This is a genomic window from Bacteroides sp. AM10-21B, assembly GCF_003472565.1.
Lineage (GTDB): Bacteria > Bacteroidota > Bacteroidia > Bacteroidales > Bacteroidaceae > Bacteroides > Bacteroides propionicigenes.
In genome coordinates this window covers 424,034-445,659 of record NZ_QRME01000002.1, presented here as the reverse complement: position 1 = coordinate 445,659, position 21,626 = coordinate 424,034, and the positions used below count along the sequence as shown (strand labels likewise).

Sequence of the window (21,626 nt, the reverse complement as noted above, 5' to 3'; positions counted from 1 at the left end):
ATTAAATTTTTCTATATACATTCTTCCATCCAAATACTCCCTGAATCGAATCAAACAGCTTGGTAAACCGGAACATATAGTTGACAGGAGGACGTTCACCACTCCACTGTGTGAGATCCAGATACTTGAGGTATTCTTTCTTATAAGGATGTACGGATTTATCATGCCACGGTTTTTTCCCACCGGTAAAATGCACAATCGCAGCCTCGGGCATTTCCGCTTCCAATGCAGGGATAGAACCCGGACGAAGCTTCCTCTTCTTCCGGAAAAAACCATCTTGCATATTCCAACGGAAAGGAATAAACAGCCTGCGTGTATATAAGACCGCATTCAATACATCCTGATCATTATACAATAAACGTTCCGGATAGTCGGATATATATTCCGTTATTTCCTTCTCTATATCATGTTGCCTCCAATAATCCAAATTCACCAGCAACACTCCTGCATTAAAGTATGAATATTTTTCGGAATAATGTAAACGGGCATAATGGCTCTCTTTGGCACTCCACATATCTTCCACTGCTCCCACAGCATAACCGTCCAAATTAATATTGAACAGTGTACCAAGCGGTTTGCACACAATCAAGTCACAATCCAAATATAAAACTTTCGATATATCCGAAGGAAGAATCGTGGTCAGGAAACAACGGTAATAAGTAGAAATTGAAATATAATTATTCGTATCGATGGGACACTTCGAAAGCAAGTCTTTTCCAACCAAATAGAATGATAAGCGTTGTTTATACCGCCTCTCTACCACATCGGACAAAATATGTTGCGACTCCTCCGAAAGATTATCTGCAATAATATGGATATGCAAATTCTCATCTTTATTATTAACAAACAAGGAGGTCAGCATCACAACGCAATACTTTACATAACCGTTATCTATATTACAAACAATATCCATAAATTCTATCAGTTGTATATTATTTACTTACGCGCAAAATCTTATTTTATGCTAAACGGAGCTACAAGACGGCTACAAATGTAAACAAAAGAATTAAGAACGACCTACATAGCAATCAAATATTTCTCCATTCAACTTATTTGCAGTATCTTTGTAGACACAACATATGTAAATAGCTTTTAAACCTGAAACAAAGAAGAGAAAGCACCTATGAATATCCAACATACAGTAAAAGTCATCATTCCCGTATACAAGACTAAACTAAACGAACTTGAAAAAGTATCTTTAGACAGAATCTATCAGGTTTTACAAAAACATCCTTTAGTCGTTATCAAGCCCCAAAGCCTGAATATCACCCCTCTATTAGAGGAATACCCTCAACTGACGGTGGAAGAATTTGATGACAACTACTTCAAAAGCATCAGCGGTTACAATCGTTTAATGCTGTCGTCCGAATTCTACCAACGCTTTTCCGACTGCCAATATATTCTTATCTGCCAGTTAGACGCTTATGTATTTACAGACGAATTGATAAAATGGTGCAACAAAGGTTACGACTACATAGGTGCTCCCTGGCTTGTGCGCCCCATATACAATTTTCCGCTTTTAGCATTGGCTTCATGGATTAAAAAGCAATACTGCAATCTTTTCCATCGCCCCAACTCTCAAATCACCAACTTCAAGGTGGGTAACGGAGGTTTCTCCCTACGCAAAGTAAGCAGCCATCTGCAAGCCACTTCAAAACTAAAGCATATAATTGAAGAATATCTTGCCCATACAAAAAACCATATATTCAACGAAGATGTTTTTTTCTCTGTCGAGGTCAACCGACATGGACTATGCTTCACCTACCCCACATATTCGGAAGCTCTGCAGTTCAGTTTTGATAAATATCCGGCTCTATGCTATGAATTAAACAACAGCCGCCTGCCATTCGGTTGCCATTCATGGTATAAAAGAAGAATGAAAAAGTTTTGGTTTCCCATTATCCGGAACTATTCCGACTTACCGCAGTCCATATCTATCAGTAAAAGGTTTACCGCCTACATCAAATCACGCTACTTTCGACTGATGGAGTTATGCTTCCCATCACAGATACAGGAAGCTGTAGCCATTCCAATTATTATCAATAATTTTAACCGCCTTACGACCCTCAAACAACTTATTGCATCATTGGAGAAGCGGGGATATACCAATATCCATATCTTGGATAACGGCAGTTGCTATCCCCCGCTACTGGAATATTACAAGACTTGCCGTTACGAAGTGATATATCTACACCGGAACATAGGCTTCAAAGCTTTATGGAAAGATCGGAAAACCAGAAACAGATTTTGTTCGGACTACTACATCTATACAGATGCAGATGTAATGCTGGATGAAAGCTGCCCTAAAGACACAATCAACCATCTATACCAACTCTTAAAGAAAAACTACAAATATGCAGCCAAGATAGGTTTGTCCTTACGGATTGATGACTTGCCCGACCATTACGACCAAAAGCAAAAAGTAATTCAATGGGAAAGCCGGTACTACAAGAATCTTAATAACGACCGACTGTATCCGGCACCGGTAGATACAACTTTCGCTCTCTACCGCCCACGTGTAGGTCTTAGCCGTAGCAGAGCCGTAGAAGCCTACCGCACAAGCGCGCCTTATCAGCTAAAGCACCTGCCGTGGTATGTAGATTCCGCAAATATCTCAGAGGAAGAAAAGTTCTATATACAACATTGCAAACGAGTCACCAGCTGGAGTTCACTATCCAAAGGCTAATCAGAGTTCCAAATGAAATTTAAGCTCATGCCTTTTCTGATATCTGCTCCAAAAGACTTTGCGGTAAAAAAGTACCCGTTCCACGCAATACGCTTCATCCCAATGACGGGCGGCAGCGTAGGCCTTAGCTAATTGCACGAAGAATTGCTTTTGCCCCCATAAACGGGCAAAATTAGCACAACCGGCCTCCACACTTACTTCTCCGAAAGTCATGCGATTAAGATCGACCAAAGAAAAGTGATAGCTGTCACCAACCTTATCAAACAAGATATTTCCGGGAGAATAGTCACGATGCAGAATACCATTCTCGTGTAAGGAAGCCGTATAACACGCAAAAGCCTGGATTACATCGGCACACTCATCAGAAGTTGGATCCGCATTGCCAAACTCATAAAAATTCCTCTGATAAGGGCACTGCATACTGACGAAATAAGAATATTCTATAAGTCCGCTTTTTCTGAATTCAATATAAGCAATCGGTTCAGGCGTTTCAAACCCTTTCTGTAACAATATCTGAGGATATACAAAAGCCCTTTCCCCCTTTGGCTTCCTAAAAAAAGAATAGGCAATTCGATTAATCAGCCCCGGAATTCCATAACGCTTCACATTAATTAAAAGAGAATCTTCCAAAACCATCTCTTTAATCAAGTTTCTACGAGCATAAAGCACTCTGCCTTGCCCCTCAAACAAATCCGGTATCTGCCTTATAGATTCTTCTAAATGATTATATTTGGGATTTATAATTACTTTCATCATCACTCTATATATAGAAAGAAAACAAAACTATATAATATTTTGCAGACAGCCAAACAGTTCACTGCATTTATTCCTTATCTGTTTTCCGCTTAACCGTATGCTTTACTTTCAATACAGCAAGATTTAATTCGATAGTTGTTTCCGAATCCGTCGCCTGAAGATTGTTATCCAATAAATCGGAAAACAACTCACCGCTTTTCTCCAATAAGGATTTCTGCTGTTCCTCAGAAGCATCCGGCAAACCGTTTATTGTACGGGAAAGTTCACGCAATTTGGCAAAAGTTTCAATTATCGTAAACGTCGCATTAGTGGCACGGGAACTTTTCAAGATAGTGGCAAGCATATAAAGGCCTTTTTCGGTAAAAGCCTTAGGTTCAACTGTAGAATGTTTTAGTGCTGAGAACCGGTCGATCTTTTCGACCAGTTGCTGTTTTTCAGACACTTGCAAAGCAAAGCAATAATCCTCTGGAAATTTATCCAAGTTATTTCTAAGAGCTTCGTTTATACGCTTCGTTTCTACTCCATATAACGCAGCAACATCCCTATCCAAAAGAACTTTCTGTCCGCGAAGGGTAATTATCTTATCTTCTATTTCTTCAAAACCGGCAAGTGCATTCATCAATACATAAATTTATGATTTAAACAATTGGGCAAAGGTATGCATTATTACACCAAGAATATCTGTTCTCACGAATTATTTCTAACTTTGCCTGCAATAAACAAAAGCATTATGAAAGTAATTGTCGATAATAAAATACCTTTTATAAAAGAAGCCATTGAAAAGATAGCCGATGAAGTGGTCTACACACCGGGAAAAGATTTCACTCCTTCTTTGGTAAAAGATGCGGATGCACTCATTATCCGCACACGCACTCATTGCAACCGGGAATTGTTAGAGGGTAGTAAGGTAAAGTTTATCGCTACTGCAACAATCGGCTTCGACCATATTGATACGGAATACTGCCGTAAAGCCGGCATTACGTGGACTAATGCTCCCGGCTGCAACTCCGCTTCCGTAGCTCAATACCTGCACTCATCTTTAATTTTACTGCAGAAACAGAAAGGCATGAACTTGTCTAACTCCACTATTGGGATTATCGGAGTAGGCAATGTAGGCAGTAAAGTGGCAAAAGTGGCAAAAGAGTTGGGAATGCGCGTTCTGTTAAACGACCTACCACGTGAAGAAAAAGAAGGAAAACAAGATTTTTCCCCGTTACAATTACTTGCAGAAGAATGTGATGTGCTCACATTTCACGTACCTTTATATAGAGAAGGCAAATACAAGACCTTTCATCTTGCCGATACCGCCTTTTTCCAATCATTAAAACGACAACCCGTCATTATTAACACCTCACGTGGAGAAGTTATCAGAACCGACGCATTGTTGGGTGCATTGGAAACAGGAATGATTTCAGACGCTATCATTGACGTTTGGGAAAACGAACCGACCGTAAACCTTACCTTGTTAAAGAAGGTGTTCCTCGGTACACCACATATTGCCGGTTATTCGGCAGACGGCAAAGCCAATGCAACCCGTATGTCACTGGATGCCTTATGCCGGTATTTCAATATACAGGCAGACTACCGGATTATCCCTCCTGCCCCAAGCCAACCGCAAATTACAGCAGACAGCCTATCGGATGCCTATTTGCAAATGTATGACCCTCGACAAGACAGTGAGGCACTCAAAGCACACCCTGAGTTGTTCGAAAAGTTACGAGGAGATTATCCCCTACGAAGGGAAAAAGAGGCATATACAATTCTGAATCATTCAAAATAGTATATCAATTTTTAGGAAAAACGGCCACCCTAAAGATTATTAGTGGAGGTCAGTCAATAAACGGTCTATAACTTTCGGGTAATATTCGTACTCCAGCGCATGTACTTTCTTTGCCACATCTGCTGCTGTATCCTGCGGAAGAACAGGACATTTGTACTGTACCACAATCTCGCCCTCATCGAAGCGTTCATTCAAATAATGTATAGTAATTCCGGTTTCCGCCTCACCGGCAGCCACTACCGCTTCGTGCACGCGATCACCGTACATACCTTTACCACCAAACTTGGGCAATAAGGAAGGATGAATATTTATAATTTTATTGGGATAAGCATGCAAGATACAGTCCGGTACGCGCGCCAAAAATCCGGCAAGGACAATAAAGTCTATTTTCCGGCCTTCCAGCAACGACAACACTGCCGTCCCTTCCGTCCATTCAGCCTTGCCCATATAAGCAAACGGAACATTCAGGCTGCGTGCACGTTCCAAAACAAATGCAGTCTCCTTATTAGCCAAAACCAGCTCTACATTCACCAATTCGCTATTTTGGAAATAACGGATAATATTTTCTGCGTTTGTTCCGTTGCCGGAAGCAAAAATAGCAATGTTTTTACTCATAAACCCTCCAATCTCTGCACAAAACCGTGAAAAATGTGCAAAAAGGTACATTTAATTCATCAAATATTTGCGAGGAACGATAAATATTTATTCCTTTGCACCGCAAATTTAAAGAAATAAAACTAATTATTAATTAAAAACTTAAAGTTATGTCTGAAATTGCATCAAGAGTGAAAGCGATTATCGTCGACAAATTAGGCGTTGAAGAATCAGAAGTTACTAACGAAGCTAGCTTCACTAACGATTTGGGAGCAGATTCTCTTGACACTGTAGAACTTATCATGGAATTCGAAAAAGAATTCGGTATCTCTATTCCTGATGACCAAGCTGAGAAGATTGGTACTGTAGGTGATGCTGTATCTTACATCGAAGAACACGCTAAGTAATCTTAATCCATTCATTTCTTAGTATGGAATTAAAAAGAGTTGTAGTAACAGGTCTTGGCGCCATTACTCCCATTGGCAACACAGTACCCGAATTTTGGGAAAATCTCGTGAATGGGGTTAGTGGAGCGGGACCTATTACTCATTTCGACGCATCGCTTTTCAAGACCCAATTCGCATGCGAAGTGAAGAACTTTGATGCCAATCAATATATCGACCGTAAAGAGGCTCGCAAGATGGACTTGTATACTCAATATGCCATCGGTGTAGCCAAGCAAGCGGTAGAAGATTCCGGTCTTGATGTCGAAAATGAGGATTTGAACAAAATCGGTGTCATCTTTGGAGCCGGTATTGGTGGAATCCGTACATTTGAAGAAGAAGCAGGTAACTATGCCCTCCATAAAGAAAACGGTCCCAAGTTCAATCCGTTCTTCATCCCCAAGATGATTTCGGACATCGCTGCCGGACAAATTTCTATCTTGTACGGTTTTCATGGTCCTAACTATGCTACTTGTTCTGCATGCGCCACTTCTACCAATGCTATTGCTGATGCATTCAACCTCATCCGTTTAGGTAAGGCTAATGCTATTATCAGCGGTGGTTCGGAAGCTGCTATTGCCGCTTGTGGTGTAGGTGGTTTCAATGCTATGCACGCTCTATCTACCCGTAACGACTCTCCGGAGACTGCATCTCGTCCGTTCAGTGCAAGCCGCGACGGTTTCATCATGGGCGAAGGCGGCGGATGTCTGGTTCTTGAGGAACTGGAACACGCTAAAGCACGTGGCGCCAAGATTTATGCAGAAGTTGCCGGTGTAGGTATGTCTGCCGACGCTCATCACTTGACAGCTTCTCATCCGGAAGGTTTGGGAGCCAAGTTGGTAATGAGAAATGCGTTGGAAGATGCAGAAATGAAGCCCGAAGAAGTAGATTACATCAATGTTCACGGTACATCTACTCCTGTTGGTGATATCTCGGAAGTGAAAGCTATCCAAGAGGTATTCGGAAAGCATGCTTATGAATTGAACATCAGTTCAACCAAATCCATGACAGGCCACTTGTTGGGTGCTGCCGGTGCGGTAGAAGCTATTGCAAGTATCCTTGCTATCCAGAATGGCATTGTTCCTCCGACTATCAACCACGAAGAGGGTGATAACGACGAAAACATCGACTATGACCTGAACTTTACGTTCAACAAGGCTCAGAAGCGTGAAGTGAATGTAGCTTTGTCCAATACTTTTGGATTCGGCGGTCATAACGCATGTGTTATTTTCAAGAAATACGCAGAATAATACGGTCGTGTTACGTAACCAAATAGACAAAATAAGGCTCTTATTCCATAAGGATAGAGAGTCTTATTTTTGTTTTTATAAGATACTCGGTTTTTTCCCCCGTAATATCCGGTTCTATCAGCAGGCTTTACTGCACAAATCCACCTCAGTCCGTTCTGAGAAAGGGCGTCCGTTAAACAACGAACGGTTGGAATTCCTCGGTGACGCCATTCTGGACGCTATCGTAGGAGACATTGTATACAAACATTTTGAAGGCCGTCGGGAAGGCTTTCTCACCAATACCCGTTCTAAAATCGTACAGCGGGAAACCCTGAACAAACTGGCCGTAGAAATAGGGCTGGACAAACTCGTCAAGTACTCCACCCGCTCCTCCTCACACAACAGCTATATGTACGGAAATGCTTTCGAAGCATTTATCGGAGCTATCTATCTGGACCAAGGCTACGAACGCTGCAAGCAGTTTATGGAAGAGAAAATCCTCAAGAACTACATTGACCTCGACAAGATGTCGCGCAAGGAGGTCAACTTTAAATCCAAACTCATCGAATGGAGCCAGAAGAACAAAATGGAAGTCTCCTTTGAGTTAATAGAGCAATTTCTCGACCAAGACTACAATCCGATGTTCCATACGGAAGTCCGCATAGAGGGACTTTCTGCCGGTACAGGCACAGGCTACTCCAAGAAAGAATCGCAACAAAATGCCGCACAAATGGCATTGAAGAAAATCAAGAGCGACGAAGCCTTCAAGGAAGCCATTGAAATAGCCAAAATACAGAACCACACTGCAGAAGAAGTCATTGTGGCGGAGGAAACCGAAGCCGCCACAGAAGAATCAGCCGAAACAGATTCCCATACGCTTGCCTTGGACAACTAAGTCATGGTCTTCAGTCACTAATTTCAACTTTCCGGCTATCTCCTCCAAGGGGGCGGAAGCTATCTCATTCCCTTTCAGAGTCACCATGCGTCCAAACTGTCCTCCGGCAATCAATTCCGTAGCATGACCGCCCATACGGGTGGACAGATTACGGTCGAAAGGTGTAGGCGAACCGCCTCGCTGGATATAGCCCAAAACAGTTTCACGTGTTTCAATGCCCGTTTCATATTCTATTTCCTGTGCAATATATTCGGCAGCACGCTTCCTGCCATCCGTCTGAATTCCCTCGGCAACCACCACGATAGAATAAGGTTTTCCTTTCTTCAAACGGTTCAGGATCGTATCACCGATGTTATGGATATTATAAGAAAGCTCCGGAATTAAAATCACATCACCGCCGCCCGCCATACCGGAGTACAGCGCAATCCATCCGGCTTTATGTCCCATAACCTCTATCACCATTACCCGTTTGTGCGAGCTGGCAGTAGAATGCAGCCTGTCTATAGCATCCGTGGCGATACTGACAGCAGAATCAAAGCCGAAAGAGAAATCCGTTCCCCAAATATCATTATCAATGGTCTTAGGCACAGAAACGATATTCAGCCCCATAGCAGCCAGCTTAGCAGCCGTTTTCTGCGTGCCGTTACCGCCGATACAGACAATGCAGTCCAGTCCCAACTCTTTCACATTCTGTTCTATCAGGGCCGGCTTGTCTACATCGGACACCACCCCATTCTTCTTGAACGGTTTTTCACGGGAAGTACCCAGCATTGTACCGCCCAAATTCAGCAGGCCCGACAGAGACTTGTCCGTGAACGACTCCACATCTTTTGTCAACAACCCCTGAAAACCGCTGTGAATACCTATCACTTCCATTCCGTAGTGGTTAATAGCAGTTTTGCAAACGCCGCGAATAGTTGCATTGATACCGGGACAGTCTCCCCCTGAAGTCAGAATACCGATTCTCATAATGTTTTAGTTTAAATTACGGTTCTTTTCATCTATACGGACGTAAAGATAGAAAAAAAAGAGAAAAAAGATAGAGATGCCGATAAATAAGATTATTTTTGCGCACTTAAACAGATTTCAATAAGAACGATGAATATTACAAAATTTCTGAATAAAGTATACTTCACCCCCCGCTTGAAAGAAATCGAATTGTATACCGACCATGCGAGTGAACTGCAAGCAGGTGTCATGCGACGTCTGGTACATATGGCTGCCAATACGGAATGGGGCAAGCAATATGGTTATGCTTCTATTCGTACTTATGAAGATTTTAAAACACGCCTTCCCATACAAACTTATGAAGAAGTTAAACCTTACGTAGCCCGTATGCGTGCCGGTGAGCAAAACTTGCTATGGCCCTCGGAGATACGCTGGTTTGCCAAATCTTCGGGAACAACCAATGATAAAAGCAAATTCCTGCCGGTCAGCAAAGAATCCCTGCAGGACACCCACTATCAAGGCGGAAAAGATGCCGTCGCCATCTATCTGGGACAAAATCCCGAAAGTCGTTTTTTCTCAGGAAAAGGATTGATTCTCGGCGGCAGCCACAGTCCTAATCTGAACTCCAACCATAGTCTGGTGGGCGACTTATCGGCTATACTGATACAGAACGTACATCCATTGGTCAACTATATCCGCGTACCAAGCAAAGAGATCGCCCTGATGAGTGAATTCGAACCTAAAATGGAAGCCATAGCCAACAGTACGCTCCACGCCAATGTCACCAATCTTTCCGGAGTACCCTCCTGGATGCTGGTACTTATCAAGCATATACTTGAGAAAACCGGCAAACAATCACTGGAAGAAGTATGGCCCAATCTGGAGGTATTCTTCCATGGCGGAGTGGCTTTCACTCCCTACCGGGAACAATATAAGCAAATTATCAAAAGTTCCAAGATGCACTATGTAGAAACGTACAATGCATCCGAAGGGTATTTCGGTACTCAAAATGACCCGAACGACCCGGCTATGCTACTGATGATTGATTACGGCATTTTCTATGAATTCATCCCTTTGGAGGATGTCGGCAAGGAGAATCCGCGTATCTGTTGTCTGGAAGAAGTGGAACTGAACAAGAACTACGCAATGGTTATCTCCACCTCCGCCGGACTGTGGCGTTACATGATTGGAGACACCGTGAAGTTCACTAATAACCGTCCGTACAAATTCGTCATTACCGGACGTACAAAGCATTTCATCAATGCTTTTGGCGAGGAACTGATAGTAGACAATGCGGAGAAAGGTCTAACCAAAGCCTGTGCCGCTACCGGAGCACAGATTATAGACTATTCCGCAGCTCCCGTATTTATGGACGAGCACGCCAAATGCCGCCATCAATGGCTGATTGAATTTGCTCAAATGCCGGACAGCCTGGAGAAATTCGCCAAGATACTGGATGATACCCTCAAAGAAGTAAATTCAGACTATGAAGCCAAACGGCAAAACGACTTGGCTTTACAGCCACTGGAGGTTATTATTGCCCGTAAGGACTTGTTTCACGACTGGCTGAATAATAAAGGCAAACTTGGCGGACAGCATAAAATACCGCGTCTCAGCAATACAAGAGAGTATATTGAGGAAATGCTTGAACTGAATTCTAAAGAATAATACCGCCCCCCAACAGCAAGCCGTCTGCATCATAGAAAGCGGCGGCTTGCCCCGGAGCGATAGCCTCCAACGGCTCCAACAGCGACACCCTCAGATGTCCGTCCTCTCCTAAAGTAACTTGGCAGCGGTTGGCCTGTTTACGATAGCGTATCTTCACGATGACCGTTTCAGCATCCAATACCCGTTGTTCATTGACCAAGTTCCAGTCCTTAAGGTACATCTCGTCTTTATACAGAGAAGCGAGCGGTGCGAGCACCACCTCATTCGTTTCCATTCTGACCTCTTTCACAAATACGGCACGGTTCAGATGGATGCCCAGCCCGCGCCGCTGACCTATCGTATAGAAAGGATACCCTTCATGCCATCCTACTATTTCTCCCTTTTCATCGACAAAGCGCCCTCTTCCCGGCAAGCGGTCCGCAGGAACTTCACGTTTCAGGAAAGAACGGTAATCCAATGGACAAAAACAGACTCCTATACTGTCCTTCTTGGTGGCAACACGTGTAAACCCGCGTTTGGCGGCATAAGCACGCGCCTCCTCTTTTGCCATATCTCCCATCGGGAGCAACATCCGTTGCAAGATGTCCTGCTTCAAGCCCCACAAGAAGAAAGTCTGGTCTTTATCTCTGTCCACCGCAGGAGCGATATAGTATCGGTCCTCTGAGAATACTTTACGCACATAGTGCCCGGTAGAAATCCGATAAATTCCCTTTTCATCGGCTATTTTTGCCAAAAGCATCCACTTCAATTCATTGTTGCAGAGGGTACAGGGAACGGGAGTATGCCCTGTGAGATATTCATCGATAAAGTAACGGATGATACGCTCGCGAAAGACTTCACGCGCGTCATAAGTGATATGCTCAACTCCCAACCTCGCAGCCAATGCACGGGCATCTTCCAGATATTCCGTCCTACCGTCCACCTCATAGAAGCGGAAGGTCACTCCCGTTACTTCATAGCCGGCTTCCTGCAATTTCATGGCAGCCACAGAGCTGTCCGTACCGCCACTCATTCCCAATAACACACGTTCTTTTGACTTCATGCTGCAAAAATAGTATTTCATCCTGAGAAAACTCTATCTTTGTCACCGTCAAAAAAATAATAGATTTCAAACCATGAGACAAAACTATCGCCTGCTTGTCCTCGACTTGGACGGCACTCTGACCAATTCAAAGAAAGAAATCTCACCACGTAACCTCCGCACCCTATTGCGCCTGCAACAAAGCGGCGTACGGCTGGTACTGGCTTCCGGCCGCCCCACCTACGGCATCGCCCCGCTGGCAGAGCAACTGCAAATGAAGGAGCACAACGGGTACATTCTCTCCTACAATGGCGGAGAAATCATAGACTGGAATACCGGTGAGCTGCTATATAAGAACCTGCTGCCCGACGATGTACTGCCTATTCTCTATCAAACGGCTACCGATAGCGAACAGACCATTCTCACTTACGACAACGAGTCCATCCTCACCGAGCATCCCGATGACGAGTATGTACAGAAAGAAGCGTTCCTCAACAAAATGCAGGTACGCCGTATAGACAACTTCCTGCGGGAAACGCCTCGTCCTTTACCCAAATGTCTCATTGTAGGCAATCCGGAGCAACTCATAAAGACGGAAGCCGAACTGAGCCTGCGTCTGCAAAGACAAATCAGCGTGTACCGTTCGGAACCTTATTTCTTGGAACTCGTCCCCTTGGGTATAGACAAGGCACGCTCACTCGCCGTACTACTGGAGAAACTGGGCATGACCCGCGAAGAAATGGCAGCGATGGGCGACGGTTACAATGACCTCAGCATGATAAAATTCGCCGGACTGGGCATAGCCATGGAAAACGCGCAAGAACCCGTAAAAGCGGCAGCGGACTGCATTGCCCCAAGCAACGATGAAGACGGAGTAGCCATAGCCATAGAACAGCACTTCGTCCTTTGAATCTGACATACAAAAGAAAACATCATGGAAAATTTCAACTACAATTCCGTTCCTTTCAACTATCTGCACTGTCTCAACCCTGCCTGCTCCCGGAGTTCAAACTGCCTGCACCACCTTGCCGCACAGCATGTTCCCGCCGAAGTGGCACGCATCATGGCAGTGAACCCCGCCAACTATCCCTCGGAAGCCGAGCGGTGCATCTACTTCCGAAGCACCGAAAAGCAACGCTATGCGTGGGGCATCAGTGCCCTATTCGACAATATCCCCTACAAAAAAGCAATCTATCTGAAACGGGAGATTCACGACCTCTATCCCCGAACCACTTATTACCGTATCCTGCACCAAGAGCGCGGCCTATCTCCCGCCGAACAGGAAAGAATCAGCGGACTGTTCACACAGATAGGCATCGGCGAAGCACCCGCCTTCGACAGATACACCGAAGAGTACGAATGGGATGAGCAACATACGCCCAAAGGCTGCGTTGCACCGTAACTTGCTGACCGGATGAATGGTTGATGTCCCACCACCTTCAGTCATAGTGGGACATCCTTTCAGTCGTAATGGGAGCATGCCTCTGTCGTAATGAGAGCATACTTCAGTCGTAGCGGGAATATACCTCTGCCGTAGTGAGAATACATCTCCGTCGTAGTGTCATGCCTGAAAACAGAGGTCTCTATTGCAGTTTCATGCGTTTGCAATGTTCTGTCTGTAAAAGGCAGTACCACTTCTGAAATCTCTTTGACAGGTTGAACAACAATATTTCATACACGACACCATATATTCACAGAAATTCTGTAACTTTGTGCCTTTAACGAGAATTAAAAGACAAATGTCATGGAACAACAGCTGACCATTTACAACACCTTAGATAGAAAAAAGGAGTTATTCGTACCTCTTCATGCACCTCATGTAGGTATGTACGTTTGCGGACCGACCGTCTACGGAGACCCGCACTTGGGACACGCACGTCCGGCCATAACTTTCGACCTACTTTTCCGTTACCTCACCCACATAGGCTACAAGGTGCGTTACGTACGCAATATCACCGACGTAGGCCATTTGGAACATGATGCGGATGACGGCGAAGACAAAATCGCAAAGAAAGCCCGTCTGGAGCAACTCGAACCTATGGAAGTGGCACAGTACTACATCAACCGCTACCACAAGGCAATGGAAGCATTGAACGTGCTTTCTCCGAGCATCGAACCACATGCCAGCGGACACATCATTGAACAAATAGAACTGGTAAAGGAAATCATGAAGAACGGATATGCTTACGAAAGTGAAGGCTCCGTTTACTTCGATGTGGCCAAATACAATAAAGACCATCATTACGGCAAACTTTCCGGCCGGAACTTGGATGATGTACTGAACACCACCCGCGAACTGGACGGACAAAGCGAAAAGCACAACCCCGCCGATTTCGCTTTGTGGAAATGCGCACAGCCGGAACACATCATGCGCTGGCCCAGCCCGTGGAGCGACGGTTTCCCCGGCTGGCACGCAGAATGTACCGCTATGGGAAGAAAGTACCTGGGCGAGCACTTCGACATCCACGGTGGCGGCATGGACCTCGTCTTCCCACACCATGAATGCGAGATAGCGCAGTCTGTAGCCTCGCAAGGAGACGACATGGTACGCTACTGGATGCACAATAATATGCTGACCATAAACGGTCAGAAAATGGGTAAGAGCTACGGCAACTTCATCACATTGGAACAGCTGTTCACCGGCACGCATCCCATACTGGAGCAAGCCTATAGCCCCATGACCATCCGCTTCTTCACCCTGCAGGCACACTACCGCAGTACGGTGGACTTCAGCAACGAAGCCCTGCAAGCTGCCGAGAAGGGATTGGCAAGACTAATGGATGCCGTACACGGACTGGACAAGATAACTCCGACAGCAACTTCTACGGTGGATGTAAAAGACCTGCGCTCCAAGTGCTACGAAGCCATGAACGACGACCTGAACTCGCCGATTGTCATCGCCCACCTATTCGACGGCACCAAAATGGTGAACAATATCCTTGCCGGAAACGACACCATCACAGCTGAAGACCTGAAAGAGCTGAAAGAGACATTCCACATATTCTGTTTCGACATTCTCGGGCTGAAAGAGGATAACGCCTCCAATGCCGAACGTGAAGCCGCCTTCGGCAAGGTAGTAGATATGCTATTGGAAGAGCGTATGAAAGCTAAAGCCAACAAAGACTGGGCCACCAGCGACAAGATACGCAACGAACTGACTGCCTTGGGATTTGAAATCAAGGACGGCAAGGACAGATGTGAGTGGAAACTGAACAAATAAGAGCCTGACTAAAAAACAAGAGAGTATGCCAATCAAAGTTTTGACATACTCTCTTTTTTTACAACTTCGTACAACCGGTTATAGCTTTATTTATCGTACGGTATCATATCAGACAAAATACGCTCCCTATACCAAGGGTCATCAATCTCTTTCAATACTTTTCCCATCTCCATACACAGTTCGCTTACAATCTCCTTGTTCTCTTCCAATGGAAGATTGTTCATCTGGTAGGGGTCTTTCTCATCATCAAACAACAAACTCTTTACAAGTTTATGATTATCACGGTCTATATAGAGTGCCAGCGTATAATGAGCCGACTTAAAACCGCGTGATGAAGGGAAATAAGAACGGACTTTACCGTCCGTATCTTTCTCTCCGTCCAAATTCTGAATATAAAGCGCACCGGTAGGGCGTACAATATCCGCCTTTTCATCGAAGAACAGCGGAGCATAATTACGCCCCTGCACAGATGTAGGAATAGAGTCGGACAAGCCCGCCAAACCCAGCAAGGTAGGCATAATATCCGGAGAAGAAAGCATCAAATCATCCAAACGAGGTTGAATCTTGTCAGGAAAACGAACGATGAAAGGCACACTCATAGACTCGGAGAACGGAGAGTTCTTCGGATCATCCGTATGCTGGCTGCACATGGTTTCACCGTGGTCGGAAGAAAAGACTACAATTGTATTCTTGTCCAGTCCCAATTCTTTCAAGGCATCGAGTATCTGTCCGAAAGCGCGGTCGACACCCGTAACCGATGCGAAATAATAACGTGCGCTTTCCGCTTTTTCCATTTTGGAATCAGCATTAGGACGAACCAACAAGCTGTCCAGCGGTTGGTCTTTATATAGGTTGAAGTCCTCCTCCATGCAATCGTCCAACGAACGGTAAGGACTATGCGGCGGGTTCATACCTACCATGATAAAGAACGGTTTCTTCGGATTACGTACATTCCCCTCATTCTTCAGGTAAGAAACAACCTTGCCCGACTCGTGCAGCGGCGACCATTCATGCGGATCGTGCCGCTTACCGTCCGTATCCCAGTAATGCGGGTTCTTATGCTCATCGAATGTGCCGTAAGAGTACCAATAGTTAAATCCATGGCGGCGTTCTTTCGGTGTGTAAGCGTCCCATGCAGGTATACGGTCTTCCACATATTTACCCGGACGTTCAGGGTCATTAGGAGTTGGAAAATCGGTGTGCAGTTTGCCAAAATAAGCGCAGTCGTAACCTGCATTGCTGAATACATCGCTCACACAGTCCACATCCTCGCGCAGGGAACTGATAGGGCGGTTCGAATTACAGTTCAAAGGAACACCGCTTTTGTTTGGATACATACCCGTCAGCAATGAACCCCGGTGAGGGCTGCTCAACGGACAGTTGCTCATGGCGGATGTCAATACCAGAGATTCTCTCGCAAAGTCGTTCAGACGGGGAGTATGCACCGGGTCATTTCTAAAGTTCACTTTCTCCCGAAAGCCTTCCTGCCCCCAAAACTCCATGGCTTGGTTGCGGTACTGGTCGGGAAAGACATAAATGACATTCGGCTGTTGGGCCTGTTCAGCCTGCGGAGCTTTACAGCCCTGCAAAGCGAACAAGCCTAAACCACCTAACAATATATTCAATTGATTTTTCATTTCTCTAAGTCTCTTTTACGCATTAATGCTTCCAAGAAATAATAATCGGCATAATTCAGGGGAACATCAATTTCCGCACCATGAGGAATGCTTCCTACGGAATGCATCAGGATGAAATTGCCATTGGTTCCTACCTCTGCACGGTAAGCCGGAGAAGCAAGGCTTTCCATAATTCTGTCCGCAACTTCCTTATAATTCTTGTCAGAGATGTAAGTGCTCAACTCATAGAGCGCAGAAGCCGTACATGCTGCGGCAGAAGCATCACGAGGCTCGTTCGGAATATTAGGAGCGTCGAAATCCCAGTAAGGAACCAAATCTTCGGGAAGATTCTTGTTATTGAAGATAAAGTTATAAACCTTTTCGGCTTGTTCCAGATACTTAGAATCGTGAGTATAGCGGTAGCACATTGTATAGCCATACAAAGCCCATGCTTGTCCGCGGGCCCAAGACGATTCGTCTGCATAACCCTGTGCGGTCTGTTTCTTGCGAACCTCACCGGTCACGGGATCATAATCCACCACATGATAACAGCTGTTATCTGCACGGAAATGGTTTGCCATAGTAGTATCCGCATGCTTCTTGGCTACATTATAGAAAGTAGAGTCGCCTGAAAGCTTGGTAGCTTCGAACAACAGTTCCAAATTCATCATATTATCTATGATAACCGGACATTTCCATCCACGTTCTGCCTGCCAGCCTTTATCGGCATCCCAAGACTGGATGACGCCCGCACCCGGACGAAAGCGGGTAGATAATGATTTTGCGGTCTGAATAATTACAGGCTTGTATTCTTCCTTATTGGCGAAACGGTATCCGTTCAGATAACTGGAACCAATCATAAAGCCAACATCATGGTGCCAAGTCAGGTATTGTACCGAGTCCAACGCTTCCGTATATTTCTCTGCCAGTGGCAACCATTTCTTGTCGCCGGTCAGTTCGTATGTGTACCAGATGTTACCGGGAAAAAATCCTGAACACCAGTCATCGATAGGGACATAACGAATGCTGCCATCCTTATTGATAGTGCGCGGATTAAGGATTTTACCTGATTTCTCGATAATGTCTGTTTGAAGCGTTTCCTGTGCCACTGCATTATCAATATTTTCCTGAATGAAATCGTTTGCAGTTTGCTTTTGTCCTGCACAACCTGCCAAAACAAGAAGGGAAATACCCAATGTGGTAAGAACTGTTTTCATAATAAGGGATTTATTTATTAATATTGTCGATTTTTCGAAGGCAAATGTAGTGCGGATACAGTGAAATGACCCACCTAAATCATCCAATTAAAAGCTAAAATTGTTACATTTGCATCGGAAAGCATATATTTTTCCTTATGCCGACCGCTTATCATGAATCATTAATCGCTAAACCACATGACTCCACAAGAGTTTTTCAAAAAAGACCTGTTTGCCTGCAAGGCCGGGGTAGAACTGATTGAAATAAAAGAAGGATACAGTAAGACACGTCTCGTAATTACGGAAGAACATCTCAATGCCGGACATCGCACCCAAGGCGGAGCACTCTTCACATTGGCCGATCTGGCTTTGGCCGCAGCTGCCAATTCGCACGGCGCACTGGCTTTCTCACTGTCTTCCAATATCACATTCCTGCGCAGTAGCGGTCCGGGTGACACATTATACGCCGAAGCCCGCGAGCGATACATAGGACGCACTACCGGATATTATCAGATTGACGTCACCAACCAGAAAGGAGAACTGATAGCCACATTCGAGTCCAGCGTCTTCAGAAAGGGAGATTCGCTGCCATTTACTTTGTAACGACGGAAGTCATCGGGTAACGATTGCCCCTTACACTTTTAAGGAACGCTTTTGCCGAACCGAAATTCAGGTACATATCCAAACGTATGGGAAGGTGGTTCTTATCATCGGAAACAAAGAAAGTGATAACCTCTTTCTCTTTCCCTTTCTTGTATTCCACAAAAGAAAATACAAGGCAACGATAGATTGTATCGTTATTTGCCTCTATCTCTTCCTTTCCGCGGTAAATCAGGGTTTGTTCTTCTACCCTGCGCCCCGTTGCCATAGGAAAGAGTATTTTCTCTCCTATCTTATAGTCTCCGGGGTCGTAAGACCGTGCCTGTGCCAAAATGCTCAGCATATCAAAGATACAACGGCTGTCGCTGTATTCCATTTCCTGCGGTTCGCGTACCGGATTGTGCCAAGTGCGCCTCTGCTTTACGGTGGACACACCGTCATTGTACGAAAACCATGCCTCATCTACCGTATAGCGTTTTCCCTCCTCGGCCGCCTTACGGAAATAAAGCGGTTCGAGCTTATCGCTGACATAGCAAGTCAGCGTATCACGCATTTTAAAGAAAAAGTCCGTCTTCTTGCTGCCCACAGAAAGGAGATTGAAACGATAGGCTGGCTGGGAATGATAAGTAGTGGCATTTGTTGTCAAACTTGCCAACCCCACTTTCTTCCAGATAAACTTCCAGTTAAAATACAAGTCATACATAACGTGTTCACCTGATTGAAACGCTTCATTCTTAGCCGCACATTGTGCCTGCACAGGCATCATGCCGCCTAAGCACAAAAGTCCGGCCAGCAAGAAGATACCCAATATCCGCTTTCTCTTAATAACCATATCCCCTGCCGCTATTGCGGTTGCTGCTGTTGTTACGATTATTCTGGTTATTTTTCCTTTTCTTGTCTTCATCTGGTTTTTGTTTTTTTAATTCATCCGGTTTCTGCTTATCCAACGGTTTTCCTTTGACATTCCAATCCTGAATCAAATCAAAATTAGCTTTGAATTCTAATACCTGCGGATAGTAGTAGACCATTTCCGGCTGGCGTTTGGTAGTATAGTCGCCGGTATCCCATACGCCATTTCCATTTGTATCGTTAATGAGCCGGGCGCCATACTTACCCGGAGTCAAATAATAGAAATCAGCTTTTCCCTCTACGACCGGTACCGTCCGCACCACCTTATCCTGGGCATCCAGTAATTCTACAAACGCCAAAGAATCCGCTCCGGTAATATTGAAAAAGATCTGTCCGTATTCTTCCAACTTCTTTACGGTAAACTCTTTCTTCACTTTATCCGTAAACAGACCGTATAATCCATGAAAAGCGGTCGAATCCACTTCAAAAGCGTAACTTTCACCCGGTTGCCAGTCTGCATACAGATTGTAACGCTTCAAGTCCAGCGAATCCTGCATAAAATCGAACGGTACATCCTGCCACAACGTATCCACCTTCTGCCTTACGCGCAAGGCGGTATCATTAAAACCGGCTATCGGTTCTGTAAAGCTCAGTGTAATATAGTCGTACACATCCATTGATGAAGGAGCATACACATCCATTGCCAGAAAAGGGGTCGGTTCGGGTTCTTCCTCGCCCTTCTTCTTCCTTTTCTTCCTTTCCTTCTCGGCCTTTTCTTTCTCTTCCTGTTTCTTCTCCTGCAATTTCTTCCAACTTACCTTCGACACCATTCTCAAAGTATCTGTCCGGGGAACTAACTGATTCAGGGTATCTGTATATAAATAAGTCAGACTCATTCTCAACGTATCTTGCTGATAGAGCAAAGAATCCTTTATCCAATAATGAATCGTATCATTCCGTCCGGTTGTCTGTTCTATGACAAAAGCATCCCTTTCATCAAAATTCAACCCTTTCATCAGAGGCAAGCTATCTGCCGGAGCCGTAAAATAGAAAGAGAACTTCTCCGGAGTAAGGCGTTCCGTTTTCATCAAACGCTGGGAGAAGGCTTTCTGTTTAAAACTGCGCAATAAAACATCATCCGGCAAGAAATGAGTATATTGTCTCTCTATAATCGTATCTACGGTTAAAGTATCCTTCCAAAGGGTATCCTGACGCATGCGCTCTTCCATAGAAGGAATAATTACAGAGTCATTGAAAGCTATAACCTCTGTAGGTTGGGAGAACTTGAAGTTCTGGTCGGCATCCATCAGAGCATAAATACGGTACTTGCCCGGCGCAACTCCACGAATGGAGAACCTTCCCCGGCTGTCCGTACGTCCCACCCGGTCAAAAGGCAGTGTAGTAAAAGCGGAGTCAGCCAAATTGGCATGCAAACCCACCAACGCTCCTTTTACCGGTTCCAAATTTGACGCATCGAGCAGTGTGCCGGCAATAGCCATCGAATCGAGTTCCGCACCGGTAGAAAACGTATAAGTAAAACTTTGCATCGGATTTCCTTCATTATTATCCTGAATGGCGTCGGCAAAGTCAATGGTATATGTAGTATTTGCCTTTAATGTATCCTGCAAGTTAATCATCACTCTTTTACCGTTTGCTTTTATCTCCGGCTGCTGAACCTGAGGCGGTGAAATGACAACTTTCTCATTTGCCTTCTCCAGCTTGATAAATTCATCAAATTCGATTGATATTTTTTTCTTCTTATTATGGAGAGTACCCGGCAGCGGAGAACTCGTAACAAAACGAGGCGGTTCTTCGTCAATTGATCCACCCTCCAAGCGGCCTATGCTGGCACAAGAATATAAGACAGCCGCACCTGCCACTGCCCCTAACAACCGACGTATAAACGGTTTCATTTTATTATGATGCTTGCAATCTAACATGTTGCAAAAATAACGGTTATCCGGCAATTAGCAGTATGCTTTACAGTATTTTAATCAAAAAACGAATATTTCGCTCAACTATATATAAAACATAGTTAAAAAACAAGGATGTTCACACCTTATATACAGAGAAAAGAATAATTTTGCGACCGAAAACTAAACAAGAGTATTCAGTTTTCATCGCT

General features: G+C 44.7%; 20 protein-coding genes. 10 read left to right on the top strand and 10 right to left on the bottom strand.

Annotated features, from left to right (window positions below; genetic code table 11):
* Position 1: 1 nt before the first annotated feature.
* Entirely contained in the window at positions 2-913 is a 912-nt protein-coding gene (locus DW121_RS03925; protein ID WP_117710565.1) for a glycosyltransferase family 8 protein, read from the bottom strand.
* 210 nt (positions 914-1,123) lie between these two features.
* On the opposite strand from DW121_RS03925, the gene DW121_RS15800 reads away from it, so the two are divergent.
* Entirely contained in the window at positions 1,124-2,686 is a 1,563-nt protein-coding gene (locus tag DW121_RS15800) for a DUF5672 family protein (RefSeq protein ID WP_233555766.1), read from the top strand.
* Here DW121_RS15800 and DW121_RS03910 read toward each other — a convergent pair whose 3' ends face one another.
* A complete protein-coding gene (locus DW121_RS03910; protein WP_118323107.1) occupies positions 2,687-3,439 on the bottom strand; it encodes a phosphotransferase in 753 nt (250 codons plus the stop codon).
* 70 nt (positions 3,440-3,509) lie between these two features.
* Positions 3,510-4,061 (bottom strand): ORF6N domain-containing protein, encoded by a 552-nt coding sequence (locus DW121_RS03905; protein ID WP_117710564.1) that lies wholly within the window; start codon positions 4,059-4,061, stop codon positions 3,510-3,512.
* A 111-nt stretch (positions 4,062-4,172) separates the two neighbouring features.
* On the opposite strand from DW121_RS03905, the gene pdxB reads away from it, so the two are divergent.
* Complete coding sequence (gene pdxB, locus DW121_RS03900; RefSeq protein ID WP_118323081.1) at positions 4,173-5,222, top strand: 4-phosphoerythronate dehydrogenase PdxB; 1,050 nt, start codon at positions 4,173-4,175, stop codon at positions 5,220-5,222.
* Positions 5,223-5,261: 39 nt separating this feature from the next.
* On the opposite strand, the gene DW121_RS03895 is transcribed toward pdxB, so the two are convergent.
* Complete coding sequence (locus tag DW121_RS03895; protein WP_117710562.1) at positions 5,262-5,888, bottom strand: phosphoribosylglycinamide formyltransferase; 627 nt, start codon at positions 5,886-5,888, stop codon at positions 5,262-5,264.
* Between the two features lie 98 nt (positions 5,889-5,986).
* Here DW121_RS03895 and DW121_RS03890 point away from each other — a divergent pair, with 98 nt between their 5' ends.
* From DW121_RS03890 to rnc, 3 genes are read left to right on the top strand one after another with little or no spacing between them, the layout of a single operon-like run.
* Entirely contained in the window at positions 5,987-6,223 is a 237-nt protein-coding gene (locus DW121_RS03890; protein WP_004291965.1) for an acyl carrier protein, read from the top strand.
* A gap of 23 nt (positions 6,224-6,246) precedes the next feature.
* Positions 6,247-7,509 carry a beta-ketoacyl-ACP synthase II gene (fabF, locus tag DW121_RS03885; RefSeq protein ID WP_117710561.1) on the top strand — a complete coding sequence of 421 codons (1,263 nt, stop codon included), beginning with the start codon at positions 6,247-6,249 and terminating at the stop codon, positions 7,507-7,509.
* Between the two features lie 7 nt (positions 7,510-7,516).
* Positions 7,517-8,383: a ribonuclease III gene (gene rnc, locus DW121_RS03880; RefSeq protein ID WP_118323106.1), complete on the top strand. Its 867-nt coding sequence runs from the start codon at positions 7,517-7,519 to the stop codon at positions 8,381-8,383.
* Here the strand turns inward: rnc and DW121_RS03875 are convergent.
* Positions 8,342-9,352: an ATP-dependent 6-phosphofructokinase gene (locus DW121_RS03875; protein WP_118323080.1), complete on the bottom strand. Its 1,011-nt coding sequence runs from the start codon at positions 9,350-9,352 to the stop codon at positions 8,342-8,344. The two genes, rnc and DW121_RS03875, sit on opposite strands and share 42 nt — an antisense overlap.
* 129 nt (positions 9,353-9,481) lie before the next feature.
* On the opposite strand from DW121_RS03875, the gene DW121_RS03870 reads away from it, so the two are divergent.
* Entirely contained in the window at positions 9,482-10,999 is a 1,518-nt protein-coding gene (locus DW121_RS03870; RefSeq protein ID WP_118323079.1) for a GH3 auxin-responsive promoter family protein, read from the top strand.
* Here the strand turns inward: DW121_RS03870 and mnmA are convergent.
* Positions 10,989-12,041, bottom strand: coding sequence for a tRNA 2-thiouridine(34) synthase MnmA (gene mnmA, locus DW121_RS03865; protein WP_117710603.1), 1,053 nt, complete (start codon positions 12,039-12,041; stop codon positions 10,989-10,991). The two genes, DW121_RS03870 and mnmA, sit on opposite strands and share 11 nt — an antisense overlap.
* Positions 12,042-12,114: 73 nt before the next feature.
* Here mnmA and DW121_RS03860 point away from each other — a divergent pair, with 73 nt between their 5' ends.
* The 3 genes from DW121_RS03860 to cysS all read left to right on the top strand — a co-directional run bounded on the left by DW121_RS03860 (position 12,115) and on the right by cysS (position 15,240).
* On the top strand, positions 12,115-12,930 hold the full coding sequence (locus tag DW121_RS03860; RefSeq protein ID WP_117710558.1) for a Cof-type HAD-IIB family hydrolase: 816 nt from the start codon (positions 12,115-12,117) through the stop codon (positions 12,928-12,930).
* Between the two features lie 24 nt (positions 12,931-12,954).
* Positions 12,955-13,422, top strand: a complete 468-nt coding sequence (locus DW121_RS03855; RefSeq protein ID WP_118323078.1) for a DUF6078 family protein — start codon at positions 12,955-12,957, stop codon at positions 13,420-13,422.
* Between the two features lie 342 nt (positions 13,423-13,764).
* Positions 13,765-15,240 (top strand): cysteine--tRNA ligase, encoded by a 1,476-nt coding sequence (cysS, locus tag DW121_RS03850; protein ID WP_118323077.1) that lies wholly within the window; start codon positions 13,765-13,767, stop codon positions 15,238-15,240.
* A gap of 86 nt (positions 15,241-15,326) precedes the next feature.
* Here the strand turns inward: cysS and DW121_RS03845 are convergent, their stop codons facing one another.
* Both DW121_RS03845 and DW121_RS03840 read right to left on the bottom strand, forming a co-directional pair.
* Complete coding sequence (locus DW121_RS03845) at positions 15,327-16,877, bottom strand: sulfatase (RefSeq protein WP_117710555.1); 1,551 nt, start codon at positions 16,875-16,877, stop codon at positions 15,327-15,329.
* Complete coding sequence (locus DW121_RS03840; RefSeq protein ID WP_118323076.1) at positions 16,874-18,073, bottom strand: glycoside hydrolase family 88 protein; 1,200 nt, start codon at positions 18,071-18,073, stop codon at positions 16,874-16,876. The genes DW121_RS03845 and DW121_RS03840 overlap by 4 nt, the downstream gene beginning before the upstream one ends.
* Before the next feature lie 177 nt (positions 18,074-18,250).
* Between DW121_RS03840 and DW121_RS03835 the strand changes: the two genes are divergently transcribed.
* A complete protein-coding gene (locus tag DW121_RS03835) occupies positions 18,251-18,655 on the top strand; it encodes a hotdog fold thioesterase (RefSeq protein ID WP_117710553.1) in 405 nt (134 codons plus the stop codon).
* Here the strand turns inward: DW121_RS03835 and DW121_RS03830 are convergent.
* Both DW121_RS03830 and DW121_RS03825 read right to left on the bottom strand, forming a co-directional pair.
* The gene (locus DW121_RS03830; RefSeq protein WP_117710552.1) at positions 18,645-19,556 is read right to left on the bottom strand and encodes a DUF3108 domain-containing protein; all 912 of its coding nucleotides are present in this window, start codon (positions 19,554-19,556) and stop codon (positions 18,645-18,647) included. The genes DW121_RS03835 and DW121_RS03830 overlap by 11 nt on opposite strands.
* Positions 19,474-21,441 carry an Ig-like domain-containing protein gene (locus tag DW121_RS03825; protein ID WP_118323075.1) on the bottom strand — a complete coding sequence of 656 codons (1,968 nt, stop codon included), beginning with the start codon at positions 21,439-21,441 and terminating at the stop codon, positions 19,474-19,476. Before DW121_RS03825 ends, DW121_RS03830 begins: the two co-directional genes overlap by 83 nt.
* Positions 21,442-21,626: the final 185 nt, after the last annotated feature.

Excerpts from the sequence above, each read along its gene's own strand:
- DW121_RS03925 (WP_117710565.1), bottom strand. The coding sequence starts at position 913 with ATGGATATTGTTTGTAATATAGATAACGGTTATGTAAAGTATTGCGTT.
- DW121_RS15800 (WP_233555766.1), top strand. The coding sequence starts at position 1,124 with ATGAATATCCAACATACAGTAAAAGTCATCATTCCCGTATACAAGACT.
- DW121_RS03910 (WP_118323107.1), bottom strand. The coding sequence starts at position 3,439 with ATGAAAGTAATTATAAATCCCAAATATAATCATTTAGAAGAATCTATA.
- DW121_RS03905 (WP_117710564.1), bottom strand. The coding sequence starts at position 4,061 with ATGAATGCACTTGCCGGTTTTGAAGAAATAGAAGATAAGATAATTACC.
- pdxB (WP_118323081.1), top strand. The coding sequence starts at position 4,173 with ATGAAAGTAATTGTCGATAATAAAATACCTTTTATAAAAGAAGCCATT.
- DW121_RS03895 (WP_117710562.1), bottom strand. The coding sequence starts at position 5,888 with ATGTACCTTTTTGCACATTTTTCACGGTTTTGTGCAGAGATTGGAGGG.
- DW121_RS03890 (WP_004291965.1), top strand. The coding sequence starts at position 5,987 with ATGTCTGAAATTGCATCAAGAGTGAAAGCGATTATCGTCGACAAATTA.
- fabF (WP_117710561.1), top strand. The coding sequence starts at position 6,247 with ATGGAATTAAAAAGAGTTGTAGTAACAGGTCTTGGCGCCATTACTCCC.
- DW121_RS03875 (WP_118323080.1), bottom strand. The coding sequence starts at position 9,352 with ATGAGAATCGGTATTCTGACTTCAGGGGGAGACTGTCCCGGTATCAAT.
- DW121_RS03870 (WP_118323079.1), top strand. The coding sequence starts at position 9,482 with ATGAATATTACAAAATTTCTGAATAAAGTATACTTCACCCCCCGCTTG.
- mnmA (WP_117710603.1), bottom strand. The coding sequence starts at position 12,041 with ATGAAGTCAAAAGAACGTGTGTTATTGGGAATGAGTGGCGGTACGGAC.
- DW121_RS03860 (WP_117710558.1), top strand. The coding sequence starts at position 12,115 with ATGAGACAAAACTATCGCCTGCTTGTCCTCGACTTGGACGGCACTCTG.
- DW121_RS03855 (WP_118323078.1), top strand. The coding sequence starts at position 12,955 with ATGGAAAATTTCAACTACAATTCCGTTCCTTTCAACTATCTGCACTGT.
- cysS (WP_118323077.1), top strand. The coding sequence starts at position 13,765 with ATGGAACAACAGCTGACCATTTACAACACCTTAGATAGAAAAAAGGAG.
- DW121_RS03845 (WP_117710555.1), bottom strand. The coding sequence starts at position 16,877 with ATGAAAAATCAATTGAATATATTGTTAGGTGGTTTAGGCTTGTTCGCT.
- DW121_RS03840 (WP_118323076.1), bottom strand. The coding sequence starts at position 18,073 with ATGAAAACAGTTCTTACCACATTGGGTATTTCCCTTCTTGTTTTGGCA.
- DW121_RS03835 (WP_117710553.1), top strand. The coding sequence starts at position 18,251 with ATGACTCCACAAGAGTTTTTCAAAAAAGACCTGTTTGCCTGCAAGGCC.
- DW121_RS03830 (WP_117710552.1), bottom strand. The coding sequence starts at position 19,556 with ATGAAGACAAGAAAAGGAAAAATAACCAGAATAATCGTAACAACAGCA.
- DW121_RS03825 (WP_118323075.1), bottom strand. The coding sequence starts at position 21,441 with ATGTTAGATTGCAAGCATCATAATAAAATGAAACCGTTTATACGTCGG.